Here is a 24,313-nt window from a genome sequence, read left to right as displayed (position 1 = left end):
CTCCCCAAAAGAATTTCCAACCCGCATCACCCTGTAAAAATGCTTATTTTAAAGGGTTTTTTCAACGATCCCCGTTTTTGCCCGAATCTCCCCGCTTACCGAAAATAAAAGTTGGCACGCTATCCGCTATATAGCTATCCGTCTGAACGACATGAGGTGAGCTCAACGCAGACAAGAAAAACTAAACGCAAGAACTAAACCAAATGGAGAAAACAAAATGAAAACGAATAAAAAAGGCTTCACCCTCGTAGAAATCATGATCGTAGTGGCCATCATCGGTCTGCTTGCTGCCATCGGCATCCCTTCCTTCGCGAAGGCTCGTGACAACTCCCGCACCAAAGCCTGCGTTAACAACCTCCGCATCATCGACGCGGCCAAGGAACAGTGCGCAATGGAAGAAGACAACTCCATCGACAACGCAGCCCAATACATCAAGGGTCTTGCATATCCGACCTGCCCGACTGACGGTGCTGCATACACCACGGGCCTTCTCGGTGTTGACCCTGCTTGTGCCGGCGCTGACGCAGCTACTCATAATGCCGCATTCTAATCGGGAAACCGCTTAGATCTGTAGAAAGGACGCCTTCGGGCGTCCTTTTTTTGTCATGCAACCCTGTAGCTCACATCTCCGCTGCGAGTTTCCCGCATGAAAGGAATACAGCCGAAAACGCGGATCGGACATCCGCGCCACGGCGCAGCAAGAAAAACCTGCCTCGAAAACCTGGATGCTAGGCTTGAAGCATCCAAACTGGCATCATACCTGCTAAATGCTGTAATTAATCAGCAACTTTAAAAAGGACATCATGAAAACGGTTATCGAAGCAAACGGCCTCTGCGCCACGTTCCAGCACAAAAAACAGGTCCATAAGGCTTTGGACGAGGTATCGTTCACGGTGGAAGCAGGAAAAACCGTGGGCTTCATCGGCCCCAACGGCGCCGGAAAAACCACTGCATTGCACGTCCTGCTTGGATTTCTTTCCCCCGACTCCGGCACCGCCCAGCTGCTGGGCAAGGATGCCTCGTCCGCCGAGTCGCGCTCGCAGATCGGTTATCTTTCCGAGCACCCCGAATGCTATAAATACATGACCGCCCGCGAATATCTGGAAATGACCGCCAAGCTATTCGATATTCCCAAGTCGGAGCGCAAGGAGCGGGTTGACCACTTGCTTAACGAAGTGGAACTGATCGCCCACGCCAACAAGCGCATTGCCACCTATTCGCGCGGCATGCTCCAGCGCATCGGCCTCGCCCAGGCGCTGATCAACGATCCCGACCTGCTGATCCTGGACGAACCCACCAACGGCCTCGATCCCCTCGGACGCATGAAGATCCGCAAGCTGATCGAGCAGCTCAAGGCGCGCGGCAAGACCATCTTCTTTTCCTCGCACGAGCTGTCCGAAATCGAAACCGTCTGCGACGAAATCATCATGATCGCCAACGGCAGGATTATTCGCCAGGGCCCGGTGGCCGAGCTGGTCGGCGACAAACCCAACCTCGAACACTATTTCCTCGAAGCCCTTCAGCAGGATGCTGGACAGGATTGATTTTCACCACCGAGAGCCTGGAGCAGCAGTGCCGCACACCAAATTATTTGACGCCACAGATGAACACCGAAGACACGGATTTTTCACCACAGAGAACTCAGAGACACAAAGCATCCTCACCCTCTGTGCCTCCGTGTCCTCTAGCGCAGCGGGTGGTAAAAACTTGCCAGCAAAACAAGAAATTGACGGATCGTAGTACGGAGGCACAGAGGAACCGAAACAGGACTTAAGTAAGCAAAATAATTTGGAGCAAAATGAGGAACAATCAACATTCCAGGTCGAAGCCAACATTTTGCATTTAATGATTTTTCCTAGATTATCCTGACCCATTTGCCACGTAATATGAACTTAACTTGAATGGTCTCACCACAGAGGACACGAAGGCACAGAGGAGCGGGAATGTTCAATTGCTCTGTGTCTCGGTGACCTCTGTGGTAAAAAAAATCTGTTTAATTGGGTATAAATAAACGAAGCAGGAAACAACATGAAAAACATGATCACTATCGCACAAACGGTTTGGCTGGAAATGCTCCGGCGCAAGGATGTCTACATTATCCTCACCCTGCAGGGCTTCTTCACCCTCCTGCTCACCACGGTGGATGCGTTCGGCTCCGATGTCCCCTCCTCCTACATCATGGACATTGGCCTGATGTTGGTTTTCCTCTTCTCGATTGCCCTGGCGGTCATCATGGGCGCCCGTCAATTCCCCAACGAAATCCGCTCGGGCACCATTTTCACGATCCTCACCAAACCCATCAACCGTTTTGAGTTCCTGCTGGGCAAGTGGCTGGGGCTCTGGCTCGGCCTCCTGGCCGCGAACGCGCTGTTCTACCTGATCGTGACCGGCGTAACGCTCTCGAAAGGCTATGCCTTCGAGCCCGCGGTGCTCCTGCAGGTCTTCTGCCTGCACTCGGCATTGCTCGGCCTGCTGGTCGCCATCAGCCTGTTTTTCAGCATGTTTGTGTCGCAGGGGGCCGCGGGAACCGGCGCCGGTATCTTTGTGGTGCTCTGCTACCTGTTCGTGCCGCGCATCCCCAACCTGCTCGCCTATGCCGAAGGCTGGCGCGCCGCCGCCCTGACCGGCATCTACTTCATTGCCCCCCACCTTGAGCTGTTCGACATGCGCGCCCGCGTGCTGCACAACTGGGGCACGCTCGGCAGCGGCATCTTTATCGGCACCCTTGCCTACGGCCTGTTGCTCACCACCGTCTTCATCGGGTTGGCTTGGCTGGCCTTCCGCAAAAAATATTTCAAACGCGGGGCGCAGCTGTGAGCCGCCTCAACGCCCAAATTCCCGTGCTGGCCATCGGAGTGGCTTGTATGGCGGCCGTCGCCACCGGCGCCGCGTTGCTTTCCCACAAGCCGTCGGAAGGCAATAACATGGCCAAAGGTTCCGTCTACCTGCTTGGCCCCGCCCGCGCGCTCCTGGCCGAAAGCCTGTACGAACGCGCCGACCTCTACTTCCACAAGGGCGTCGGCCACGAGAAGGAGGAAGCCTTCCACGGCTTTTTCCAAAAATGGAAAGAGGAAATCGTCCCGAACAAACATGCCCATACCGAAGGGCGCGAGATCGAGGAAATCCTGCCCTGGCTCCGGCTGGCCTCCAAAAGCGATCCGCACAACATAGAAATCTACCTGGTGGCCAGCTTCTGGCTCAACGGCGAATGCGACCGCCCGGAACTGGCCCGTGACGCCATCCGCGAAGCCATGGAAAAAAATCCCGACCGCTACGAGCTCCCGCTTGAAATGGGGCGACTCTTCCTCTCTTCAGCCGAGTATGCGCCCGCGCTGGAATCGCTGGAAACCGCCATGGAAATGCTCACCTCCATCGAAGAACAGGCCGACCCCGAACAAGCCGCACTCGACTTGGCCTTCATCCACATATCCCGCTCCTTTGTGAACGAAGCGATGGACAAACAAGAAGAAGCCATTGTCGCAGCCAAGGATCGTCTCCAACTCAGTCCCTCCCCCGTCTTCGCAGAACGATTGGCCAAGCTGGAAGCCGGCGAACTCGACCCCGAAGCCGCCAAGGCACGGCTCGAACTGCTCTTCCACAAAACGCACGAATGCGAGGACGACGACCACGATCATGATCATGAACACGGCGAAGAGTGCGACTGCGGCCATGATGACCACGAAGAACACGTGCATGGCCCGGACTGCAACCACTAATTTGAATGGTCTCAACTGAGGCACGAAGTAATATGGCAACCTCGCTCCTCTGTGCCTCAGTGCCCTCTGTGGTAAAAAACAAATCAGTTTATTGGTATTACGCCCTTGGATGGGCCAGCTGGTAGACTTCCTTGAGGCGCTCGACGGAGACGTGGGTGTAGATTTGGGTGGTGGAGAGCGAGGCGTGGCCGAGCAACTCCTGGACGCTGCGCAGATCGGCGCCGGCATCGAGCAGGTGGGTGGCAAAGCTATGGCGCAGGCTGTGCGGGGTCAGTTCGGCGTTCAAGTGGCAAAACAGCACATATTTTTTCATCATGCGTTCGATGGAGCGCGCGGTGATGGGGCCGCCGCTTTTATTCAGGAAGACCGGGCTTCGCACATCGCGCTTGCCTTCCAACAGCCAAACGTTTTCGCGAAGCTGAAGGTTGTTGGTCAGAGCCCGTTCCGCCGGCGACCCCAACGGGCAGAGCCGCTCCTTCTTGCCTTTGCCGCGGACGCGCGCCACGCCGGAGAGCAGGTCGATGCCCTCCTCCGGCAACTTGACCAACTCGTTGATGCGCATGCCGGTGGAATAGAGCAGTTCCAGGATGGCGGCATCGCGCGCGACCATGTATTCGCGCCAAATCTTGATCTTCGGATTGTTGGTGAGCACCTGCTGTTCGTTGTATTTCGCAGGAGCGTCGAGCAACCGCACCACCTCGGTGGTTGAAAGGATTTGCGGCAGATAGCTCCCCTTCTTCGGCAGGTTCAACCCGCTGAACGGATTGTGCTCCACATATTCCTCGCGCAGCAAAAACCGATAGAACGAGCGCAACGCCGAAAGCTTGCGCCCCGTGGTGGCCGGCGCCATTTCCAGCTTCTGGAAAAAGACGAGAAACTTGCGCGCGGTAAAGCGGTCGGCCTCCTTCCATTTGAAGGGCGCGGTGGCCTCCTCGCCCCACACGATCTCGCAATACTGCCGGATATCGATCAGGTAGTTGCTGATCGTATGCTCGGAGGCGTTTTTCTCGCCTTCGAGATACTGCACAAAATGTTCAACGCACGGATCGTTCATGGCGAATCGCTTTTAACCACAAAGGCACCAAGTTCACAAAGGAACACGAAAACGAGTATAGTCACCTCTTCGAGTCCTTTGTGCCTTTGTGGTTAATTCTTATTCAGAAGCAGGAGTTTCTTCCTTCTTCGGCTTGGGCTTGCGGGGGGCGGGCAGGCCGTATTGATCCATCGCGTCCTGATAGTTCGGGATCTGGTCGGCATAGCGCGCGGCCATCTTCTTGAGGGCGGCGAGCTGGCGATCGGAGAGCGCCCCCTTGCCCTTGAACTGGGTGGAGATGGAATCGAAGAACGTCTTATCGTTGAACTCGCGCTTGCCGCGCATGGTCGGCTCGGCCCATTCGGTAATGTGCTGCATCAGCGCAATCACCGGTGCGGTGGTGGGATCGGCCTCGACCTCCTTCTTTTCGTCGAGCTTGAACTCGGCCTTGATGGCCTCGAAGTTTTCGAGCTGGTCGGAATATTTGGTGAGCAGCGTATCGAGATAGGCCACCTGGCGCTCGCTGAGGCGTTTGCCCATGGTGATCTGGTCGGCCAGGGAACCGACAAACTTTTTGTCGTCGTAGGTGCGCTTGCCGACGCTGCGGGGTTCTTCGAACTTCACGTTGGCCAGGATCTGGAGCTTGCGGGGCGTGTCGCCGCGCACGGCTTCGGGCTCGACCAGCTCCAGCTCGGCCGCCAACGCGGCGGGAACCTGCTTGATGTAGCGGCAGCACATCTTGTGCAGCATTTCGCCCTGGCGCTTGGAGAGCAGCTCGCCCTCGCCCACCTTTTCCTGGAGGTCTTCGAAGGTTTTGTGGTCGTCGTAGGTGCGGCGGCCGGACTTGACGGCCGGCGCCCACTCGGAGACATTCGCCAAGGCCTCGAAACATTGGGCCACAAAGGCCGGCTCCGCGGTCTCCTTCGCATGCTCGATCCATTCGAGCAACGACGGATAAAACTCCCGCATCATGGCCGTCCACTCGATCTTGCCTTCCTCGACCTCGTCGAGCTTGGTTTCCATGTCGGCGGTAAAGTGGACTTCGAACAGATCGACCTTGTTGTCGGACTTAAGCTTTTGCTCCGTCCGCAGCACGAGCGTCACCAGCTCCTTGCCGAGGTCGGTCGGGATGAGCGAGCGCTTATCCTTGATCACATATTCGCGCTCGTCGAGCTTCGACATGATGGCGGCATAGGTGGAGGGGCGGCCCACGCCGTTTTCCTCCAGCGCGCGGATGAGCGATGCCTCGGTATAGCGCGCAACCGGCTTGGTTTCCTTCTGTTCGGAAAGCCAGTCGAGCACATCGAGGTTTTCATCCTTGGCGAGCGGCGGAATGGTTTCGGTTTCGTTGTCCTCGCCCTCCTTCGGCTTGTCGGCGGCGGCCTCGATGCCGCTGGCCTTCATGTAGCCGGGGAAGGCGATCTCGGAAGCGGTGGCGCGGAAGAGATAGGTGTTTTCGGAACCGGCCTCCACCTCGACCGTACGGCGGGCAATGCGCGCCGGCACCATCTGGCTGGCGACGAAGCGTTCCCAGATCAGCTTATAGAGCTTTTGCTCCGCACCATCGAGCTTCACGCCCTCGCGGCCGGGCTCAATGGTCACGTCGGTGGGGCGGATGGCTTCGTGGGCTTCCTGCGCGGCCCCTTTGCTTTTGTAGAAGTTGGGCTTTTCGGGCAGGTATTCGGAACCATAGTTTTCGGTTACGAACGCCCGGCACTCGTCCTGCGCGCTCTTGGCAATGTTGAACGAGTCGGTACGCATGTAGGTGATGAGTCCGCTTTCGTACAGCTTTTGCGCGATGCCCATCGTGCGCGCCGGGGCAAAGCCGCACGAACCGGAGGCCGACTGCTGCAGCGTGGACGTAATGAAAGGCGGACGCGCCCGACGGGTGACTTCCTTGGTGACCACATCGCTGACCTTGAGCGGGCTGTTTTCCAGCTCCTGCCGGATGCCATCGAGTTGCTCCATCGTCTTGACGGCGCCGGGCAGCAGCTTGCGATCCTTGATGCCGACCGGTTCGTTGTTGATGCGGGCGAGCTTGACGGTGAAGGGATCGAGCGGCGCCTCCTGCTTGCGGACCTGCGCACCGACCGTGAAATAGGTTTCGGGTTCGAAGCCGGTAATCTCGTTTTCGCGCTCCACCACCAACCGCAGCGCAACGGTCTGCACGCGGCCGACGCTCTGCGCCCCGCGGATCTGCTTGCGCACCACCGGGCTGCCCTGGAAGCCGACGAGGCGGTCGAGGATGCGCCGCGCCTGCTGCGCGTTGACCCGGTCCATATCGATCTTTTCGGGTTGTTCGAATGCGGCGAGGATGGCGGGCTTGGTGATTTCGTTGTAGGTGACGCGGAAAAAGTTTTCTTCCGGCACGGTTTTCTTGAGCGCTTCGTAGAGGTGCCACGCAATGGCTTCCCCTTCGCGGTCGGGGTCGGGCGCGAGATAGACGTTTTCGCATTTCTTGGCCTCGGCCTTGAGCTCCTTCAGCACCTTCTTGCCGCGCGTCGTTGCCACATAGTCCGGCTCAAAACCCTTTTCGACATCCACGCCCAGCTTCTTGGCCGGCAGATCGCGCACATGGCCCACGGAGGCCATCACGCAATAGTCCTTGCCGAGGAACTGGTTAATCTTCTTCGCCTTCGCCGGCGACTCCACAATCACTAGATTCTTGCTCATTTCACTTCCTACTGTTTACAACCACAAAGGCACCAAGGACTCAAAGACTAGATCACGAAGCGCTTAATGCCGTTCTTAATTAAAGTTACGTTATAGTTTATTAAATACCCCAACCGCATCTTCCCTTGTCTGATATAGGTCAGCGCCTGGGCTTCATAGAGCGGAATCATTTCGACCACGGCCTTGTTTTCAACAACAACCTTTCCCTCGACCACCATATCGATTCTTAGCTTATTCCCTTTCAGCACATGGCCGTCAAACTCAATGGGAAGATCGACTTGGGTCTCGGCCTTCAAACCTTTTCGCCTTAAGTCGTAGACCATGCACTCTTCATAAACCGACTCAAGCAACCCAGGCCCCAATTCCTTATGAACACGATGAGCCGAATCGACAATTTCCTTTCCGATTCGTTCAAGCTCATCTGTCAGCGGTTCATAATCCATTTCTTAGAGTCCTTAGTTCCTTTGTGGTTAATGCATCCGTCGAAGGTCTTCCGCCAGTTCGACCATGCGGCCGGGCAGGGTTTTGATGACCCGCTTCATTTCCAATCCCAATAACAAACCACTGAGTTCGTGGCTTTGCAGGCCGATGGCCCGGGCGAGGGAGTCGACATCCATCGGCTCCTGCCACAGGGCTTCCACAATCTGCGTTTCCTGCTCCGTCATCGGAACGTCGGGGCGGGCGGCAGGAGCCCCTGCCGGCGCCTCCAGCTCCCCGGGCGGAATCAGGAATTCATATTCTTCCAAAATATCGTCGAGCCGCTCGACCAGCTTGGCCCCGTTCTTGATCAAGAAGTGCGGCCCCTTGGCGCCGGGCGTATCGATCCGTCCCGGCAGAGCAAAGACGGTGCGCCCCTGCTCCATCGCCGCTTCGGTGGTGTGCATCGAGCCGCCCTTGAGGTCGGATTCGATCAACAACACGCCCATGCTCAAACCACTGATGATGCGGTTGCGGTAGGGGAACGTCATGCGGTCGGCCTGCCGTCCCATCGGATATTCACTGATCACCGCGCCCTGCTTGGCAATCCGGCCGGCCAGCTCGGCGTTTTCCGGAGGGTAGAGGCAATCGAGCGCACCGCCCAGCACCGCGATGGTTCGGCCGCTGCTCTTGAGCGCGCCCATGTGCGCCGCCGTGTCGGTTCCGCGCGCCAGGCCGCTAACCACCGTGAAGCCGGTCTGCCCCAGCTGATAGGCCAGCCGGTCGGCGGCGGTCAGGCCGTAGTGCGACGTCGAGCGCGACCCCACGATGCCCAATGCCTTTGAGTCGGTGGGCAGCAAGCGCCCTTTAACATACAGGGCCAGCGGCGGATCATGAATGGCCTTGAGCGCCTCCGGATATTCATCGTCCAACGGAACCACGATCCGTGCGCCGAGGTCGGCGGCCTTCTCCATCTCGGCCTCCACATCGATCGAGTCGCGTTGAACCAGAATCTTGAGAGCCAGCTTTTCGCCCACGCCGCGCGCCTCCATCAGCGCCTCGCGGTCGGCTTCGAGAATCGCCTTGGGCGAACCGAGGCAATCGACCAGGCGGCGGACGCTCACCGGCCCCAGCCCCTCGATCATGTTCAAGACAATATATGCTTCTCGATCCTGCATTATTTCCAACCACTAATTTTCACTAATCTTCACTAATTGCGGATGTAGGGAGATTAGTGTCCATTAGTGTTAATTAGTGGTTCACAAACCGTTCCAGAGGGTTTCCATGAGGGCTTCGGGGACTTCGTTGCCGAAGGTGACGGCGCCGATTTCGGAGGCGAGGACAAACTTGGGCATGCCGCCAATGGTCTTCTTGTCGACCGTAAGCGCCTCGCGCAGGGCCGGCCATTCCAGGCCCGGGGCGGTTACCGGAAGGCCCAAGGCCTTGAAAATCTGTTCGATCCGTTCGGTCTCTTCCTTGGAGAGCCCCGTTAGTTCGGCGGAAGCCCGGGCGGCATAGACGGAACCGATGGCCACGGCCTCGCCATGCACATAGGTGCCGTATCCGGCAACATTCTCGACCGCGTGGCCGACGGTGTGGCCAAAGTTCAGAATGGCGCGCAGCCCGCCCTCGCGCTCATCCTGCGCCACCACCTCGGCCTTCACCTCGCAGCTGCGCCCAACCATCTTGGCCAGCAGTTCCGAATTGTTTACATCGGCCAACGCGTGGATGTTTTCTTCAAGCGTCTTGAAGAACGGTGCGTCGTAGATAATGCCGTATTTGACCACTTCGGCCAGGCCGGCGGCATATTCGCGCGGCGGGAGGGTTTTGAGCGTGTCGAGGTCGGCCAGCACGAGCTGCGGCTGGTAGAAGGCCCCGACCAGGTTTTTACCCTCGGGAATGTTGATGCCGGTCTTGCCGCCGACGGAGCTATCGACCATCGAAAGCAGGGAGGTCGGCACCTGCACGAACGGGATGCCCCTTAAATAGGTGGCGGCCACGAAACCGGCCAGATCGCCGATCACCCCGCCGCCCAGCGCCACGACAAACGACTTTCGGTCGAGCCCGGCCTTGATGCATTCACTATATAGGGAAAACACCTGGTCGCCGCACTTGGTCTGCTCGCCGGGCGGCAGCGTGGCAAGGCGGGCCGAAAAACCGGCGCCCTCCAACGATTGCAGCACGGGTTCCGCATAATGCCCACCCACGTTTTCGTCGGTGATCACCAAACATTTCCCCTTCAGACCCACATCGGCGCAAAGCCCGCCGATCCGGTCCAAAACACCCGCCCCGATATGGATTTGGTAGGAGCGCTCGCCTAGATTCACTGGTACGTCGTATAACATAGCTCGGAGTGTGTAGGGGCTGGCATGGGGGCAAGTCAAACAATTTCGTATTGCGTATTTCGTATTGGAGGGCTTGCCATGGGACAGGCGCAGGGCAATACGCAACACCAAGGCGACGGGGAAGATCCTCGTCCTCGATGGCGACTGGGCCTCCGCCGTCGTCAGCGGTCGCCTATCGAAGGAGTTCTGGTCAAAAAATATCGAACTTCTGGGTTGATCCGGAAAACGGGGCATGTATATTAGACCGCATTGGTACTACTTGAGAGTGCCCCAACCTAACCAAGGAGAAAAACATGAACGTTGACCAGCATCTGAAAGTTGCAACCTGGCATATCGAACAGGCCCGCCTTCACGCCACCGTGGAAGAAGGCCACAAGTGCGGCTGCCCGCTGAACGATGACTATGCCAAGATCATCGAGCAGGTTGAAGCCGGCAACATTGTCGACGAAGGCCATTAATCGGCCTCGTCGATTGTAGACGAGTTCCATGAACTCGTTCCGCGATCAAGGATCGCGGCTACAGATTCAAGAACCGCCCGCCGGGCGGTTCTTTTTTTTTTGCGCTGCCATTTTACATTGTCGTGACAATTTGCCCGTTCGCTTGTTGTACGTTACCTTCATCGTTCAACTGGAGGTGTATCATGAGTTTACTTTGGAGTGCGCTGGCTCGACAGCGCTTTGAAACCGGACGCAAGGCATTTAAATGCGGAGCCAATCCTCCGCACCCAAAGGGGGTGCTCCCGCTGCTCGTGGCATTGAGCCTATCAACCACAGGCCTTGCAAACGATCTGCTGCAAAAGTACGAAAAGGCCTACTACCTTGAAACAGCCAAGGGGAAGGCCAAGGAAGCGGCGGCCATCTATAGCGCCATCGCGGATGAAGAGCCGACGGATGCCAACCAGGAGGCGATCAAGAAGAGCCTGCTTCGCCTGCTGGACATCGGCACGAAACGCAAACACGAAGCCACCATTCGCGACTGCCATGAAAAGCTGCTGTCGAAGACTGATACGTCGGTACAGGAACTGGTGGATGCCACGGCGGAGGGCGGAACCGTCTTCATTCCCGCCGGCACACACGAAGGCACGGTTGTTCTCGGAAAAAACCTGACACTGCAAGGAGCCGGGCGAGGTGCTTCGATTCTGGAAGCAACATCCGATAAACCGCTGATCCATGTGCCGAAGAAGCAGGAGGTGGTGATTGCATCGCTAACGCTGAAGAGCCAGCTCGAAACCAGCGAACGCACCGATCCGCCGGGTTGTGCGCTGCTGGTCCAGGATGCCAAGGCAACGTTGAAAGACTGCGCCGTCATGGCCTTGAAGGATGCGAACCGCTGCCCGCTCGGGGTCTATGTGCAGGGCTTTTCGGACGTGCAGCTGCTGGATAGTGTGTTCGAGGGCTACGCCTATCCGATCTTTTTCGCCGATGGAACCGAGGGGCTTGTTAAGGGTTGCCTGGTCAAGAATCCGGCGGACTGCGGGTTCATGTCGCATGCGGACAGCGAAGTGGCGATCGAGAATTCTATTTTCGCAGGCTCGGCGAAACACGGCGTTCGTTCCACCGGCGGAACGATCCATTTGAAAAACAACCTGATCGTCAAGAACCGCAACCGCGGCATCTATCTCGGCAACAAGACCACCCACGGAGAAATCACGAACACCGCCATCGTCGAAAACGGCTGCGGGATCAGTACCTTCGCCTCGTCCGACATCGAAATCGAAAACAACGTCATCCTCGGCAACGGGTTTTCCGGAATCGATACCCGCTACTACGGCCAAATCACCGTCAAGAACAACATCATCGCCAACAATGAAAAAACCGGCTTCGCCGTGTTCGAAGAGGGCAGCACCAAGTTCAAGGTGGGCAAAAACACCTTCCACGGCAACGGCCAACCGAGCACCGACTACGACCTCCCCTCCTCCACGATCATGGAGGACCCGAAGTTTGCCGATGCCAAGAACGGCGACTTTTCCGCGGGCAACAAGACCGTCAAATCCGAAGGGCACGGCCTGGTGAACCCCGACGTTATTTCAACGCTATGGAAAAAATACGAGGAGGCCTGCAAATGAAAACGACGATCATTGCAGCAACGCTACTACTGGCATCTATCGCATCGGCCAACGACCTCTCGCAGCTCTACGAAAAAGCCTATTTCCTCGAAACCGCCAAGGGCGAACGGGAGGCGTCGCTGAAGATCTATCGCGAGATTGCGGCAACACCTGCCACCGACAGGAACCAAGAGACGATCATTAAAACCTTGCGGCGCATGCTTGTCCTCTACGAAGCATCGACCGGCGAAGATATGCAGGCGGCGTTGGCTAAGCTGAACCTGGATTTCGAGCAAGGAGCCATGGCGCCCTCCAACCCCTACCCAGCCATGTGGGGCGGCGGAGGCAACGGCTATGAAATCGCCATCGATTCCAAGGAGAAGAAAAATGGGAACCACACCTGCCGCATCCGGCAGACGGGGCAAGGCGGCTTCGCTACCATCACCGGAACACTCGAACCCAAGCTGCTGGCGGGGCGCAAGGTGCGGATGAGTGGCTATCTGAAACTCGACGACGTCTCCAACATGGCCGGCCTTTGGCTGCGCGCCGACCAGGACAACAAACCCGCCGCGTTCTACAACATGGCCGATCAACAACTGAAAGGCTCCAAAGACTGGAAGCATTATTCATTCGAGCTCATCATCCCGGCCGGCGTGGACAACATTAACTTTGGTGCGCTGATGAGCGGTAGCGGAACGCTGTGGATCGACGACATCAACATTGAATTTGTCGACTAACCTCGTATGGAGATCGTGTAAATGAACCATCATACCGAACAATACCAATGGAGGGCCCGGTTCCACCCGGGCCACCCCATCGCCAAAACCTGCACCAACGTATTCAGTCGAGGTGGAACTCGACCCTCCACGTTATCTCCCGCCTGTATCCTCTTCATTGCTCTATCCCTCGTAATTACCTCTTTCGCCGACGACCTCTCGCAGCTCTACGAAAAGGCCTACTTCCTCGAAACCGCCAAGGGACAGACCCAGGAGGCGCTGGAGGTTTATAAAACCATCATTGCGACCAATGCCACGGATGGGAATCGGCAGATCCTGATCCAATCCTTGCAACGGATGTTAACCTTGCACAAGAAACAAAGGGACAAAACGCTGCAAGAGAAAGTCGACAATTTCACCATTCTACCCAGCACCCTCGACCGTATAGTCGATACCTTTGGCGAACCGGACTCCTATGTCGGTAGCGAGAAGGTCTTCACCCGCGAAAACCTGCCCGAAACCGGCTATACAATGACCTATGCAAATGGGTTTTCGATCCGGATTTCCATGGGGAAAATTACTGAGCTTGGGTTCCTGGAACCGAACTTCAGCATCCGTGGGATTTCCATAGGCTCGACGCTGGAAGAAGTCGTTGCAGCTTTCCCTCCGGACGAGATCCGCGACCAAGCGGAATCACCCCACGTTGAAAAAGGGATACTTTTCACGAATATTTATAAAAATGGAGCTCATTCGTATCCGACCAAATATGGCGTTCGCTTCTTTTTCACCCAAGGCAAGGTCTACGGCCTCTATCTAAACAAGGATTTCATGCCCGGCAACAACCCAACTCGATCGCAGGAGATCCAGCAATGAAAATCATCATGTATGCCCTACTTCCATTATTGATTAGTTCCTTTGCCCAAGCGGATGACCTTTCCCAGCTCTACGAAAAAGCCTATTTCCTCGAAACCGCCAAGGGACAGACGGAACAGGCGCTGGTACTCTACCGGCGGATCGCGGCGACCAAGGCCACCGATGAAAACCGGGCAACGATCCTCAACACGCTGGATCGGATGCGCTTCCTGTATTCCGTTGAAGACCACACCCCGTTGCAGGCCAAGGTGGATGGCTTCGACATGAAGCGCGGAACGCTCGACGACGTGACCCGCGTTTTCGGAGAACCCAACAGCTATGTCTATGGCCAGGACCGCTTCACGAAAGACAACCTGCCGACCGTGTATGTGATGTTGTATCCTGAAAAGTTCACGATCCTGATGAAAGACAACCGGGTGGAGGAGTTTAGGTTCGAGGGTTCCAAGGCCTACGATGCCGGGGGAATCCGCAACGGCATCTCGCTGGACGACGCCCTGAAAATTCTTGGCCAACCGAAAAAAACCATCCGGGCGGATCGCATCGACTGGGAGGAAGACACGCTCTATCTGGCAACCGGCGGAAAATGGGCGGGACAGGCCTACCTGGCCAAGAACGGACTGCGCCTTTTCTTCAAGCAGGACGTGCTCTTCGCCCTTTACGTGACCGACAACACGATCCACTAGAACAAAATGAACGCCCGGCTTCCAAAGCTACTGAATATTGGTTTGGCCATGCTCATGGCCGGGCTGTTCATTGCCGCATTTTTGCTGAACCGGAAGAATTACGAATCCTCTGCATCCGTTGTGGAATCGATAGCCATCAAAGGATTCAACGCCGAAGCCGATGCTTTGATAAGCCATATCGAATCTGCCGAAAAAAGCATGTTCGATACATTGGATACACCGCAAGCCTTGGCCCATGACCTGTTCATCATATCCAAAGAGCGTGTTGTGCCGGCGTGCGTCGTTGATCCGCCACCACCGGTCTCCCGGAAGGTGGCCGATGAGGCTTTTGCACAAGGCCTCTCGCTCATGCCGGACTGGCAAGCCATTCCCTATTTTGAAACAGCGGCCAGACTGGAGGCGAAAACACCTGACGATCTGTATCAAAAAATCGGTGCTCTGTTTAACCTGCACGAATACCGCAAGGACAATCTAACGGCCTGCCGGATCCTGTATCAGATCAACCGCTCCGACATTTCGTTGACCGAACCCCAAAAACAGTTTTTCAACAATCTGCTCTCCGAATCCGATGCCCATGGTGCTTATGTCCGCAAGCGGCTTTCCCAACTTCAACAAAAAGCCGCTTCGATAGACCACCAGCTGATTAACCGCAATGGAGCCCGGCGAGTCCTGATCGACGACGAAATTCTTTCAATCAGAAATGACGGCCTAGCCGTCCTCCATACCATTCGGTTCAGGGATAAATCCGAACCAACACTTGAGACCGAACCCAGCGGACTGATCCACCGGGAAATACTACCGGGACACTATTTCGTGCTTCCCGACTCCACGATTGACGAGGCAAAAACCGACATTCGCAGGCAATACCGGGCCGGCAACATCATCCTGCTTATCCTGGCGGGGATGGGCAGTGCGCTGGTTTCAGGAACCATGGCCATAGCGAGCCGACAACGGCGGCTCAATGCCATGCGAACCGAATTCATCGCCACCGTATCGCACGAGTTGCGCACCCCGCTTTCGCTGATCCGCCTGCATGCGGAAACGCTGAAACATGGGCGCGTGCCGGAAGCGAAGGTTGCGGAATACCACCAGACGCTTCTCACCGAAGCCGAACGGTTGACGGGCATTGTGAACAACGTGCTGGATTTTTCGCGCATGGAACGCGACCAACTCCAAATCCATCCCGAACACGTCAACCTGTCCGAACTCACGGAACAAACGATGGATGCCTTCAACGACCGGCTCATGCAGGAGGGATTCACGCTCGAAAGGAGCATCCCCCCAGGCATCATGGGCACCGTTGATCGCCTCGCCTATTCACAGATTGTTTTCAACCTGCTCGACAATGCCATCAAATATTCCGACGGCGCCAAAACCATTCGGATCGGGCTGGACGTTTGCGAGGGTTGGAATATCCTGACCGTTGCCGACCAAGGCATCGGCATACCGGACAAACTCAAGAAACACATTTTCGAGGAGTTTGTCCGTTCGGACGACAGCAAGGTGACGGCGCGGCGCGGCAGCGGGATCGGTTTGAGTATTGCGCAACGCCTGGCGGATAAAATGGGTGGAACCATCGAAGTGACCGACAACCAACCGCAAGGATCGATATTTACCGTTCGATTAGTTTCGTAGATGCGATGCCCTCATCGCATTCCCGAAGGCCTCCAAGCGGTGAGGGCACCGCTTCTACGACAGGGAAAGGACAGCAATGAAGCTACTGGTGGTTGACGATGAAAAGGCGATGGCCAATGCCATCCGCGACAACCTTGAGTTCGAGGGCTACAAGGCGGATTGCGCCTACGGCGGACAGGACGCCCTCGACCGGTTGCTCGGAGAAAAATACGCGCTCGTCATCCTCGATGTCATGATGCCGGACATCGACGGTTTCAACGTTCTCGAGCAGCTCCGTTCCAACGCCGACCGCACGCCGGTCATCTTCCTCACCGCCCGCTCGGCCGAAGCCGACAAGCTACGCGGCCTGGGCCTGGGCGCCGACGACTATGTGGTGAAGCCGTTCAGCATCCTTGAACTGGTTGCGCGCGTAAAGGCCGTGCTCAACCGCACCGCGCCCGGTTCGGGCATCGCGACCCTGCAGCTCGGAAATGCGCTGATCGATTTCAGGAAGCTAAGCGTTTCCTCGGGGGGCAACGAGGAGGAGCTTGGACGCTACGAGGCCGACATCCTGCAACTGCTCGCCTCCGATCCCGGGCACGTGTTTTCCCGTGCCGACATTCTCGATGCCGTCTGGGGCATGGAGGCCTTCCCCTCCAACCGCACCATCGACAACCACATCGTCAAACTCCGCCAAAAGATCGAACCCGAACCCAAACATCCCAAACACCTGATATCGGTCTACGGCAAGGGCTATAAACTGAAAATGGGTACGTAGAAAGGTTTGTAGTTCCGCCTTCAAGCGGCTCGCCTGAAGGCGGGACTACATACCTGACAGGGCCTGCTTCAGGTAGAGCGAACCGGTGATGACGATCAGGCGATCGGGATCGGCGGATGCCCACTCCCGCGCGGAATCCCATGCCGTGGAAGGCCCGGCTGGCGTTGCTTCGAGGCCGGCGACCCGGCATTGAACGGCGGCTTGTTCAGCCGTGATGCCGCGCGGCGCATCGATGGGAAGGGTCCACACCTTGGAGGCGAGCGGTTTGAGCTCGCGCAGGAATTCCACCGACTCCTTGTCTTCGAGAAATCCAAAAATGAAACCGATCTGTTTCCCGGAATGGAGTTCCCGGAGTGTTTTGGCCAGAGCCCGGGCCGCCGATGGATTGTGGGCGCCATCGAGGATCATCAGGGGTTCCGTTAGAAGCGTCTGGAACCGGGCGCCCCATTCCACCGACTCCAACCCTTTCTTGAAGGCCGGTTCGAAATCAACGATGTCCGCCAGCACTTCAAGCGCGGCAACGGCAACGGCGCAGTTTTCGCGCTGGCACCCACCGAGCAACGGCAGGTTGATGGGCGGCAGGTTGCGCGAATGGGTTTCTATTTTCAGCCGTTGCGGCTCACCGATCTTCAGCACCGACACCGCTTCCGCGCTGCAGATGACGGGCTCGCCCATCTGCCGCAGTTCCGCCAGGGCGTCGGCGCATTGCTGCGCGGAGACCACGGGCCTTCCGGGTTTGATGATGCCGGCTTTCTCGGCGGCGATCTTTCCGATGGTGTCGCCAAGGAAGTTGGTGTGGTCGATATCGATGTGCGTGACGACCGATACGAGCGGAATCACGACGTTGGTTGCATCCCACCGTCCGCCCATGCCGGTTTCGATGATTGCGACATCCACTTTTTCGTCGGCGAAATATTGGAAGGCCATGGCGGTGGACATTTCGAAGAAGGTGGCTCCGCGAAGCCCGGTTGATTGCTCCACCGCGTCGGCCTTTTCCTCCATGAGCCAGATATAGTCGTTGAGCCTATCTTCGGGAATCCGTTTCCCATCAACCACGAAGCGTTCCGAAAAGTCGATGAGGTGCGGCGAGGTGTAGAGGCCGGTCTTGAAGCCGGAAGCACGCAACACCGATTCGAGCATGGCGCAGACGGAGCCCTTGCCGTTGGTGCCGGCCACGTGGAGCACCGCGAGCCGATGGTGCGGATTACCGAGCGCTTCCAGCAATGCCGCGATGACATCCAGCCCGGGTTTGATCCCCGCGGTGGTTCGTTGAAACAGCTTCTTATACGAATCACTCATCCGGAAAATTTTACCTGCAACGAATGAATGTAAAGCAACGAATCCAATCACTCCTAATTCGTTGCTTTACATTCATTCGTTGCTAATTTTGCGCTACTCGTCGCAGAGGTATTCGAGCACGAGGGCCATGCGGTCGCGCAGTTCCTTGCGCGGAACCACCATATCGATGAGGCCGTGCTGCTGGAGGAATTCGGAACGCTGGAAACCTTCCGGCAGATCCTGCTGGGTGGTTTCCTTGATGACGCGCGGACCGGCAAAGCCAATGAGCGCCTCGGGCTCGGCGACGATGAGGTCGCCCAAGGTGGCGAAACTGGCCATGACGCCGGCCATGGTCGGGTGGGTCAGGATCGGGATGAACGCCAATCCGGCGGAGGCGTGCCGGGCCAACGCGGCGCTGGTCTTGGCCATTTGCATGAGGCTCAGCAGGCCTTCGTACATGCGGGCACCGCCCGATGCACACGAAAGCAATACCGGGCGGCCTTCGCGGGTGCTGCGCTCGATGAGATAGGTTACCCGTTCACCAACCACGCTGCCCATGGAGGCGCCCAGGAACGAAAAGTCCATCACCCCCAGGCCGATCTCGCGTCCATTGAGCTTGCAGCCGCCAACGGTGATGGCGTCGTCCCATCCCGATTTTTCCTGGTTGGCCTTGAGCTTGTCGATATAGGACTGCTGGCCGGTGAAGCCGAGGGTGTCGACCGATTTGATGCCACCGGCCCACTCCTCGAAGGTGCCTGCATCGGACAACAGATCGATGCGCGCCTGGCGGCCCAGCGTAAAATGGTGGCCGCACTTGGTGCAGACTTCAAGGTTGTCGGCAACCTCTTCCTTATAGACGATTTCGCCGCAGGACGGGCACTTCATCCACAGGCCGTCGGGCACATCGCGCTTTTTGACGGTGATGGTTGAATAGTTTTTTTTGCTGCTGCCAAACAAAGCCATGATCAAATCCTCTCGTTATCCGCGCGCCACCGTCAGCACATGTACCGACGACGCCCCACCCTGTTTAAGGGCTTTTGCGCATGCATCCACGGTTGCTCCCGTGGTCATCACATCATCGACCAGCAGGACGCGTCGTCCAGCCAGCCACTTCTGTCTCCTCGATTCAAAAGCGTTCTTGACGTTACTAAGCCGTTGCGGGGCTGTCAAATTCGTTTGCGTGGTGGTGGGCTGAATTCGGCGGAGCATTCCGGGCATGGATGGGCAGCCGATTCGCCGGCCCAGCTCCTTGGCGAGCACGGCCGACTGGTTGTAGCCGCGGCCCCGGCGGCGGACATGGTATAGCGGCACGGGGACCACCAGGTCGAACCGACGTCCCGGATATTCCGCCAAAAGGCAATTCCTGAGCACGGCGGCCAAATCCGGCGCAAGCCAGAGCGCCTTATCGTATTTAAGCTGCCGGAGCGCCTCGCCCACCACCCCGTCGTAGCGGGTTGCCGAGCGGGCGGCATCGAAGGAGGGTTTTGCGGCGGTGCAGGAATAGCAGGTGAAACCGTGGTCGACCGCGCCGGCGACCGGATCTCCGCACAGCTTGCAGAACGGGGGTTCAACCTTTGCCGCATCGGTCCAGCAGTCCCAGCAGATGAACCGGAAGGTCTCGGGCGAAGGAACCCCGCAGCCGATGCAGTTGCGGGGATAGACCATATCGAGAAACCATTTCATGGTGATGAAGAATTAAGATTTCAGAATTAAGAACGGAGCGTGCCCCATCAAAACAAAGGCCGTCGCAGACCAATCATTCTTCATTCTTAAATCTGCACTCCTAATTCCCCCCTTAGTCTACGATGATCGGATCGAGGTTGATTTTATCGGGCTGGATGACGGGAAGATCCACATCCTTGACCCAATAGATCTTGCCTTCGATCAAGAGGGAGCGGTTCAGCATTTTTTCCAGCTGGCTTTCGCGACCGCGCACCAGGCAGATCGGCTCCTCGATTTCGCCGGCAATCAGCACCAGTTTGTAGAGTCCGGGATTTGCGCGTCGCAGCACCCCGGGGATCCGGTCCACCTTGCCCTGCGGCTTGGAATCGTCGAGCACCAGCATCAGGGGCGGCAGCTCGTCTTCGTCTTCGTCCTCGGCCGCGGGTTCGGGCACGGTCGAAGGTTCCGGCGTGGCCACGGCCACGGGTTCGGGCCCGGGGGCCTCGACGATTTCAACATAGTCTTCGCTGATCCAGACCCGGCTTCCAATGGGGGGGGAAATCTTCAGCCAATCGTTGAATTCACCGCGCACGGAAACCGCATCATCGCCCTGAACGACGGCCACGACATTGTAGTTTTTGCTGGGGCCGGAGCGGACATTCAGCTTCTTGGGGGTAACGATGCCCTTGCCGGCATCTTCCGGCGAAAGCTTGATATATTCACCGGCCACCCAAAAATTAAGGCTCTCGGGCGCCTGCACCGCCACCCAGCCGTTCGTTTTTTCAAAACAGACCATTTCCTCGCCACGCATGGCCCGGTCGAGCAGCTCCCCATCGAGCGACGGCTTTGCGCGGAGGCTCACGCGGTCGCCGGTCACGCGAACCTTGGGCGCCTCGTTCGTTTGGGCGCCTGCCGTTGCAACGGCGGCCAACAGCACTAGTAAAAATCTCATACCCATCCCCCGGGTTGTGTTAGAGCGCAAAGAGGGTTCGCGCGTTTCCTGCAGTTAAATTCGCGAGGGATTCTACAGAACACCCCTTGAGTTCGGCAAGCCGATTAGCCGTATGAACCACGAAGGCCGGTTCGCAGCGGCTTCCGCGCATGGGAACCGGGGCGAGATAGGGGGAATCCGTTTCGATCAAAAGGCGGTCGTCCGGAACATAGCCCACCACGTCCCGCAACGGATCGGCGTTGGCGAACGTGACAATTCCGCTGAAGCTGATCATCAGGCCGAGATCGAGCACCTGCCGGGCAAATTTCGTATCGCGCGTGAAACAGTGGAGCACCCCCAGCCGGGCGGCATCCCCTTTCCAGGCCTTGGCATAATCCGTGAGCAGGGCAGCGGTATCCGCGTCGGCGTCGCGCGTATGCACCACCACGGGCTTTTCGAACTCGATGGCCAGCGCCAGGTTTTCGGCAAACAGCTTCTTTTGCTCCGCCGCGGTCTCCGCCGTGTAATAATAATCGAGGCCCGTTTCGCCGACGGCCTTCACGAGCGGATCGGCCACCTGCCCCTTCAATGCGGCGAAATCGTTGTTGTTCGTTGCCTCGTCGCGGTCGTAGCCCGCGCAGCCGAAGATCCGGCCGGGATGCTCCTCCGCCAGCTTGAGCGATAGCGCGTTGGCCTCGGCCGTCCCGCCGATGGCCACCATTTCATGGAGTTGCGCCTCTTTCGCCCGCTCCAGCACCTCCCCGAAGGTGCCGTCTTTCACGAACCGATCAAAATGTACATGCGTATCAATAAACATAAGGCACAGCAGTAAAGCGAAATCATTGGGTTGCCTGCGAGTTTTATTCCCCGAAAATGCGTATTCCCCAGAACCCCAACTTTTAACGAAATAACCCTTGAAGACGTGGGGGGCAATCGGCATATTTGCGCGCCTTTAGAGGGTTAAAGAAGATTTGTATCCACAAGCAAGGCGCCGGGAAGCGGTGCCGCAAAACGTTAATTATTAACGAGGAAAACTAATGGCCAGAACAGTCCCATTGAAGAATGTCCGCAACATCGGCATTATGGCGCATATTGACGCCGGCAAGACCACCGTGTCTGAACGCATCCTTTACTACACCGGTCGCTCGCACAAGATTGGCGAGGTTCATGACGGCGCAGCCACCATGGACTGGATGGAACAGGAACAGGAACGCGGCATCACGATCACCTCCGCGGCAACCACCTGCATGTGGAAAGACCACATGATCTCGATCATCGACACCCCCGGCCACGTGGATTTCACGATGGAAGTGGAACGCGCCCTGCGCGTACTCGATGGCGCCATTGCCCTCTACTGCGCGGTGGGCGGCGTCCAACCCCAGTCCGAAACCGTTTGGCACCAGTCCGAGCGCTACGAAGTACCGAAGATCGCCTTCGTCAACAAGATGGACCGCATCGGCGCCGACTTCTACTCGGTCGTTGAAGGCATCCAGGACATGCTGGGCGCGAACGCCGTGCCGGTCGTTATACCAATCGGCGCCTCCGACTCCTTCATCGGCGTGGTTGACCTGATTACCATGAAGGCCCTGATCTTCAAGGAAGACTCCAAGGGTGCCGAGTGGGACGAAGTTGATGTTCCGGACGATCTCGTTGAAACCGCCAAGGAATGGCGCAACAACCTCGTTGAAAAATGTGCCGAGATGGACGAAGCGCTGCTCGAAAAATATTTCGAGGAAGGCGACCTTTCCGAAAAAGAAATCTGGACGATTCTGCGCAAGGCCACCTGCGCCCGCCAGGTGGTGCCGGTATACTGCGGCTCCGCCTTCAAGAACAAAGGCGTTCAGCAGGTTCTCGACGGCGTCATCAAGATTCTGCCGGCCCCGAACGAAATCCCGCCGATCATCTGCACCAAGAACCCGGAAAACCAGCGCAAGGTCGATGACAACGAAGTCTTCTCCGCCCTGGCGTTCAAGATCATGTCCGATAAGCACATGGGCAAGTTGACCTACCTGCGCATCTACTCCGGAACCATGACTGCCGGCACCAACATCTGGAACTCCTCCCAGCAGAAGAAACAGCGCATTGGCCGCCTGCTCCGCATGCACTCCAACCGCCAGGAAGCCATCGACATTGCCGTGGCCGGCGACATTGTAGCCGTTGCGGGACTTACCGAAACCAAAACCGGCGACACCCTCTGCGAAAAGGAAAATGAAATCTTCCTCGAGTCCATGGACTTCCCGGCACCGGTAATCTCGATTTCCATCAAGCCGGAATCCAACGCCGACAACGAAAAACTGGGCGAAGCCCTGCACCGCCTGGCCGACGAAGACCCGACCTTCACCGTCTCCTTCGACCACGAAACCAGCGAAACCATCATTGCCGGCATGGGCGAGCTTCACCTCGAAATCATCGTGGACCGCCTCAAGCGCGAGTTCGGCGTTGTGGCAGAAGTTGGCCGCCCGGAAGTGGCCTACCGCGAAACCGCCACCTCCCCTGCGGAAGGTTCCTACAAGCACTCCAAGCAGTCCGGTGGTCGCGGTCAGTATGGCCACGTTGTTATGTCGGTTGCGCCGGGCAAGCCGGGCGACGGTTTCGAATTCGAAAACAAAGTCGTTGGTGGCCGTATTCCTTCCGAATACATTCCGTCGGTTGAGAAAGGCATCATCCAGGCGCTCGAAGCCGGCCCGTTTGCCGGCTATCCCGTCGTCGACATGAAAGCCACGTTGCTGGACGGCTCCTACCACGATGTCGACTCCTCGGACTTCGCCTTCCAGATTGCCGGTCGCCAGGGCTTCAAGGAGCTCTTCATGAAGGGCAACCCGCAACTGCTGGAACCGATCATGAGCATCGAAATCACCACCCCGGAAGAATTCATGGGCCCGTGCAACTCCACCATCGCTCAGCGCCGTGGACGCATCGAATCCATGGACGAGCGGGGCGGCATGAAGATCGTCAAGGGCATGGTTCCGCTGAGCGAAATGTTCGGCTACTCCAACACCATCCGCTCCCTCACCCAGGGACGTGCATCCTTCTCCATGACCTTCGAACACTACGAAGCCGTTCCGATCAACATCGCGAACGAAGTGGTCGAGAAGCGCCGCGCGGAAGGCAAAGTCAAATAGGCAACCGCCTATGCGATTCCGAAAAGGCCGTCCTCCGGGGCGGCCTTTTTTCGTATCCCGAACTTTTTTCAAAAAAAAGTCCAATTCGGGTAACGCTGCGGGAAATACCCTCGTATACATGAATGAACCCAACAATTTAATAAGCGGCGGTAACCCAAGTGAACCCAACTCATTCACCGCCCACTCCGAAGAGCACCCCGCCCTAACCCAGCGGGGTTTCTTTTTGCCCAGACACCGGCGCCCCCTTTCCCCTGCATGAAAAGGGCATCGACAAGGGCGGCCTTTTTGAAACACGAATTCCCAGCATCGAGAACAAGCGGGGACATCGGCCGAAGCCACAGAGACCGTTCAGGAAGCGATCTCCATCGATACCCAGGGCCATGCCCATACCCGGAGAACCCCACCCCCTTTTTCCATCTATTCACCTC

General features: G+C 57.4%; 21 protein-coding genes and 1 pseudogene. 12 read left to right on the top strand and 10 right to left on the bottom strand.

Annotation, left to right across the window (positions count from 1 at the left end; translation table 11 throughout):
• Positions 1 to 217: 217 nt before the first annotated feature.
• From E9954_RS33925 to E9954_RS22360, 4 genes and pseudogenes are all read left to right on the top strand, one after another.
• Positions 218 to 317: pseudogene (locus E9954_RS33925) on the top strand (pilin); the annotation flags it as partial.
• A gap of 486 nt (positions 318 to 803) precedes the next feature.
• On the top strand, positions 804 to 1,544 hold the full coding sequence (locus tag E9954_RS22370; RefSeq protein WP_136081511.1) for an ABC transporter ATP-binding protein: 741 nt from the start codon (positions 804 to 806) through the stop codon (positions 1,542 to 1,544).
• Between the two features lie 484 nt (positions 1,545 to 2,028).
• On the top strand, positions 2,029 to 2,817 hold the full coding sequence (locus tag E9954_RS22365; RefSeq protein ID WP_136081510.1) for an ABC transporter permease subunit: 789 nt from the start codon (positions 2,029 to 2,031) through the stop codon (positions 2,815 to 2,817).
• Positions 2,814 to 3,716 (top strand): tetratricopeptide repeat protein, encoded by a 903-nt coding sequence (locus E9954_RS22360; protein WP_136081509.1) that lies wholly within the window; start codon positions 2,814 to 2,816, stop codon positions 3,714 to 3,716. The genes E9954_RS22365 and E9954_RS22360 overlap by 4 nt, the downstream gene beginning before the upstream one ends.
• Before the next feature lie 97 nt (positions 3,717 to 3,813).
• Here the strand turns inward: E9954_RS22360 and E9954_RS22355 are convergent, their stop codons facing one another.
• The 5 genes from E9954_RS22355 to aroB form a co-directional block, all read right to left on the bottom strand.
• A complete protein-coding gene (locus tag E9954_RS22355) occupies positions 3,814 to 4,770 on the bottom strand; it encodes a tyrosine recombinase (RefSeq protein WP_136081508.1) in 957 nt (318 codons plus the stop codon).
• A gap of 99 nt (positions 4,771 to 4,869) precedes the next feature.
• Positions 4,870 to 7,422: a type I DNA topoisomerase gene (gene topA / locus E9954_RS22350; RefSeq protein ID WP_136081507.1), complete on the bottom strand. Its 2,553-nt coding sequence runs from the start codon at positions 7,420 to 7,422 to the stop codon at positions 4,870 to 4,872.
• Positions 7,423 to 7,469: 47 nt separating this feature from the next.
• Positions 7,470 to 7,865 (bottom strand): GxxExxY protein, encoded by a 396-nt coding sequence (locus tag E9954_RS22345; RefSeq protein ID WP_136081506.1) that lies wholly within the window; start codon positions 7,863 to 7,865, stop codon positions 7,470 to 7,472.
• 27 nt (positions 7,866 to 7,892) lie between these two features.
• Positions 7,893 to 9,017, bottom strand: a complete 1,125-nt coding sequence (gene dprA, locus E9954_RS22340) for a DNA-processing protein DprA (protein WP_136081505.1) — start codon at positions 9,015 to 9,017, stop codon at positions 7,893 to 7,895.
• Between the two features lie 81 nt (positions 9,018 to 9,098).
• The gene (gene aroB, locus E9954_RS22335; RefSeq protein ID WP_222847282.1) at positions 9,099 to 10,166 is read right to left on the bottom strand and encodes a 3-dehydroquinate synthase; all 1,068 of its coding nucleotides are present in this window, start codon (positions 10,164 to 10,166) and stop codon (positions 9,099 to 9,101) included.
• 311 nt (positions 10,167 to 10,477) lie between these two features.
• On the opposite strand from aroB, the gene E9954_RS32705 reads away from it, so the two are divergent.
• The 7 genes from E9954_RS32705 to E9954_RS22305 all read left to right on the top strand — a co-directional run bounded on the left by E9954_RS32705 (position 10,478) and on the right by E9954_RS22305 (position 16,892).
• Positions 10,478 to 10,642, top strand: a complete 165-nt coding sequence (locus E9954_RS32705) for a hypothetical protein (RefSeq protein ID WP_168442505.1) — start codon at positions 10,478 to 10,480, stop codon at positions 10,640 to 10,642.
• A 182-nt stretch (positions 10,643 to 10,824) separates the two neighbouring features.
• Positions 10,825 to 12,249: a right-handed parallel beta-helix repeat-containing protein gene (locus E9954_RS22330; protein ID WP_136081503.1), complete on the top strand. Its 1,425-nt coding sequence runs from the start codon at positions 10,825 to 10,827 to the stop codon at positions 12,247 to 12,249.
• Positions 12,246 to 12,965: a carbohydrate binding domain-containing protein gene (locus E9954_RS22325; RefSeq protein WP_136081502.1), complete on the top strand. Its 720-nt coding sequence runs from the start codon at positions 12,246 to 12,248 to the stop codon at positions 12,963 to 12,965. Before E9954_RS22330 ends, E9954_RS22325 begins: the two co-directional genes overlap by 4 nt.
• A 21-nt stretch (positions 12,966 to 12,986) precedes the next feature.
• Complete coding sequence (locus tag E9954_RS22320) at positions 12,987 to 13,817, top strand: M13 family metallopeptidase (RefSeq protein ID WP_136081501.1); 831 nt, start codon at positions 12,987 to 12,989, stop codon at positions 13,815 to 13,817.
• Complete coding sequence (locus E9954_RS22315; RefSeq protein WP_136081500.1) at positions 13,814 to 14,500, top strand: hypothetical protein; 687 nt, start codon at positions 13,814 to 13,816, stop codon at positions 14,498 to 14,500. The genes E9954_RS22320 and E9954_RS22315 overlap by 4 nt, the downstream gene beginning before the upstream one ends.
• 6 nt (positions 14,501 to 14,506) lie before the next feature.
• Entirely contained in the window at positions 14,507 to 16,135 is a 1,629-nt protein-coding gene (locus tag E9954_RS22310; RefSeq protein WP_136081499.1) for a sensor histidine kinase, read from the top strand.
• A 76-nt stretch (positions 16,136 to 16,211) separates the two neighbouring features.
• Positions 16,212 to 16,892 carry a response regulator transcription factor gene (locus E9954_RS22305; RefSeq protein WP_136081498.1) on the top strand — a complete coding sequence of 227 codons (681 nt, stop codon included), beginning with the start codon at positions 16,212 to 16,214 and terminating at the stop codon, positions 16,890 to 16,892.
• Between the two features lie 45 nt (positions 16,893 to 16,937).
• Here E9954_RS22305 and E9954_RS22300 read toward each other — a convergent pair whose 3' ends face one another.
• From E9954_RS22300 to E9954_RS22280, 5 genes are all read right to left on the bottom strand, one after another.
• Positions 16,938 to 18,191, bottom strand: coding sequence for a bifunctional folylpolyglutamate synthase/dihydrofolate synthase (locus tag E9954_RS22300; RefSeq protein WP_136081497.1), 1,254 nt, complete (start codon positions 18,189 to 18,191; stop codon positions 16,938 to 16,940).
• A 93-nt stretch (positions 18,192 to 18,284) separates the two neighbouring features.
• Complete coding sequence (gene accD / locus E9954_RS22295) at positions 18,285 to 19,133, bottom strand: acetyl-CoA carboxylase, carboxyltransferase subunit beta (RefSeq protein ID WP_136081496.1); 849 nt, start codon at positions 19,131 to 19,133, stop codon at positions 18,285 to 18,287.
• Positions 19,134 to 19,148: 15 nt separating this feature from the next.
• Positions 19,149 to 19,853: a ComF family protein gene (locus tag E9954_RS22290; protein WP_136081495.1), complete on the bottom strand. Its 705-nt coding sequence runs from the start codon at positions 19,851 to 19,853 to the stop codon at positions 19,149 to 19,151.
• Positions 19,854 to 19,965: 112 nt separating this feature from the next.
• Positions 19,966 to 20,784: an SH3 domain-containing protein gene (locus tag E9954_RS22285; RefSeq protein ID WP_168442504.1), complete on the bottom strand. Its 819-nt coding sequence runs from the start codon at positions 20,782 to 20,784 to the stop codon at positions 19,966 to 19,968.
• A 19-nt stretch (positions 20,785 to 20,803) separates the two neighbouring features.
• Positions 20,804 to 21,580 (bottom strand): TatD family hydrolase, encoded by a 777-nt coding sequence (locus tag E9954_RS22280; RefSeq protein ID WP_168442503.1) that lies wholly within the window; start codon positions 21,578 to 21,580, stop codon positions 20,804 to 20,806.
• A gap of 220 nt (positions 21,581 to 21,800) precedes the next feature.
• Here E9954_RS22280 and fusA point away from each other — a divergent pair, with 220 nt between their 5' ends.
• A complete protein-coding gene (fusA, locus tag E9954_RS22275; RefSeq protein ID WP_136081492.1) occupies positions 21,801 to 23,885 on the top strand; it encodes an elongation factor G in 2,085 nt (694 codons plus the stop codon).
• Positions 23,886 to 24,313: the final 428 nt, after the last annotated feature.

The sequence above is a fragment of the Pontiella desulfatans genome (assembly GCF_900890425.1).
GTDB classification, from domain to species: Bacteria; Verrucomicrobiota; Kiritimatiellia; order Kiritimatiellales; family Pontiellaceae; genus Pontiella; species Pontiella desulfatans.
Note: the sequence above shows the minus strand (reverse complement) of the source record. Positions and strands in the feature narration are given on the sequence as shown.

Excerpts from the sequence above, each read along its gene's own strand:
- E9954_RS22370 (WP_136081511.1), top strand. The coding sequence starts at position 804 with ATGAAAACGGTTATCGAAGCAAACGGCCTCTGCGCCACGTTCCAGCAC.
- E9954_RS22365 (WP_136081510.1), top strand. The coding sequence starts at position 2,029 with ATGAAAAACATGATCACTATCGCACAAACGGTTTGGCTGGAAATGCTC.
- E9954_RS22355 (WP_136081508.1), bottom strand. The coding sequence starts at position 4,770 with ATGAACGATCCGTGCGTTGAACATTTTGTGCAGTATCTCGAAGGCGAG.
- topA (WP_136081507.1), bottom strand. The coding sequence starts at position 7,422 with ATGAGCAAGAATCTAGTGATTGTGGAGTCGCCGGCGAAGGCGAAGAAG.
- E9954_RS22345 (WP_136081506.1), bottom strand. The coding sequence starts at position 7,865 with ATGGATTATGAACCGCTGACAGATGAGCTTGAACGAATCGGAAAGGAA.
- dprA (WP_136081505.1), bottom strand. The coding sequence starts at position 9,017 with ATGCAGGATCGAGAAGCATATATTGTCTTGAACATGATCGAGGGGCTG.
- E9954_RS32705 (WP_168442505.1), top strand. The coding sequence starts at position 10,478 with ATGAACGTTGACCAGCATCTGAAAGTTGCAACCTGGCATATCGAACAG.
- E9954_RS22330 (WP_136081503.1), top strand. The coding sequence starts at position 10,825 with ATGAGTTTACTTTGGAGTGCGCTGGCTCGACAGCGCTTTGAAACCGGA.
- E9954_RS22325 (WP_136081502.1), top strand. The coding sequence starts at position 12,246 with ATGAAAACGACGATCATTGCAGCAACGCTACTACTGGCATCTATCGCA.
- E9954_RS22320 (WP_136081501.1), top strand. The coding sequence starts at position 12,987 with ATGAACCATCATACCGAACAATACCAATGGAGGGCCCGGTTCCACCCG.
- E9954_RS22315 (WP_136081500.1), top strand. The coding sequence starts at position 13,814 with ATGAAAATCATCATGTATGCCCTACTTCCATTATTGATTAGTTCCTTT.
- E9954_RS22310 (WP_136081499.1), top strand. The coding sequence starts at position 14,507 with ATGAACGCCCGGCTTCCAAAGCTACTGAATATTGGTTTGGCCATGCTC.
- E9954_RS22305 (WP_136081498.1), top strand. The coding sequence starts at position 16,212 with ATGAAGCTACTGGTGGTTGACGATGAAAAGGCGATGGCCAATGCCATC.
- E9954_RS22300 (WP_136081497.1), bottom strand. The coding sequence starts at position 18,191 with ATGAGTGATTCGTATAAGAAGCTGTTTCAACGAACCACCGCGGGGATC.
- accD (WP_136081496.1), bottom strand. The coding sequence starts at position 19,133 with ATGGCTTTGTTTGGCAGCAGCAAAAAAAACTATTCAACCATCACCGTC.
- E9954_RS22290 (WP_136081495.1), bottom strand. The coding sequence starts at position 19,853 with ATGAAATGGTTTCTCGATATGGTCTATCCCCGCAACTGCATCGGCTGC.
- E9954_RS22285 (WP_168442504.1), bottom strand. The coding sequence starts at position 20,784 with ATGAGATTTTTACTAGTGCTGTTGGCCGCCGTTGCAACGGCAGGCGCC.
- E9954_RS22280 (WP_168442503.1), bottom strand. The coding sequence starts at position 21,580 with ATGTTTATTGATACGCATGTACATTTTGATCGGTTCGTGAAAGACGGC.
- fusA (WP_136081492.1), top strand. The coding sequence starts at position 21,801 with ATGGCCAGAACAGTCCCATTGAAGAATGTCCGCAACATCGGCATTATG.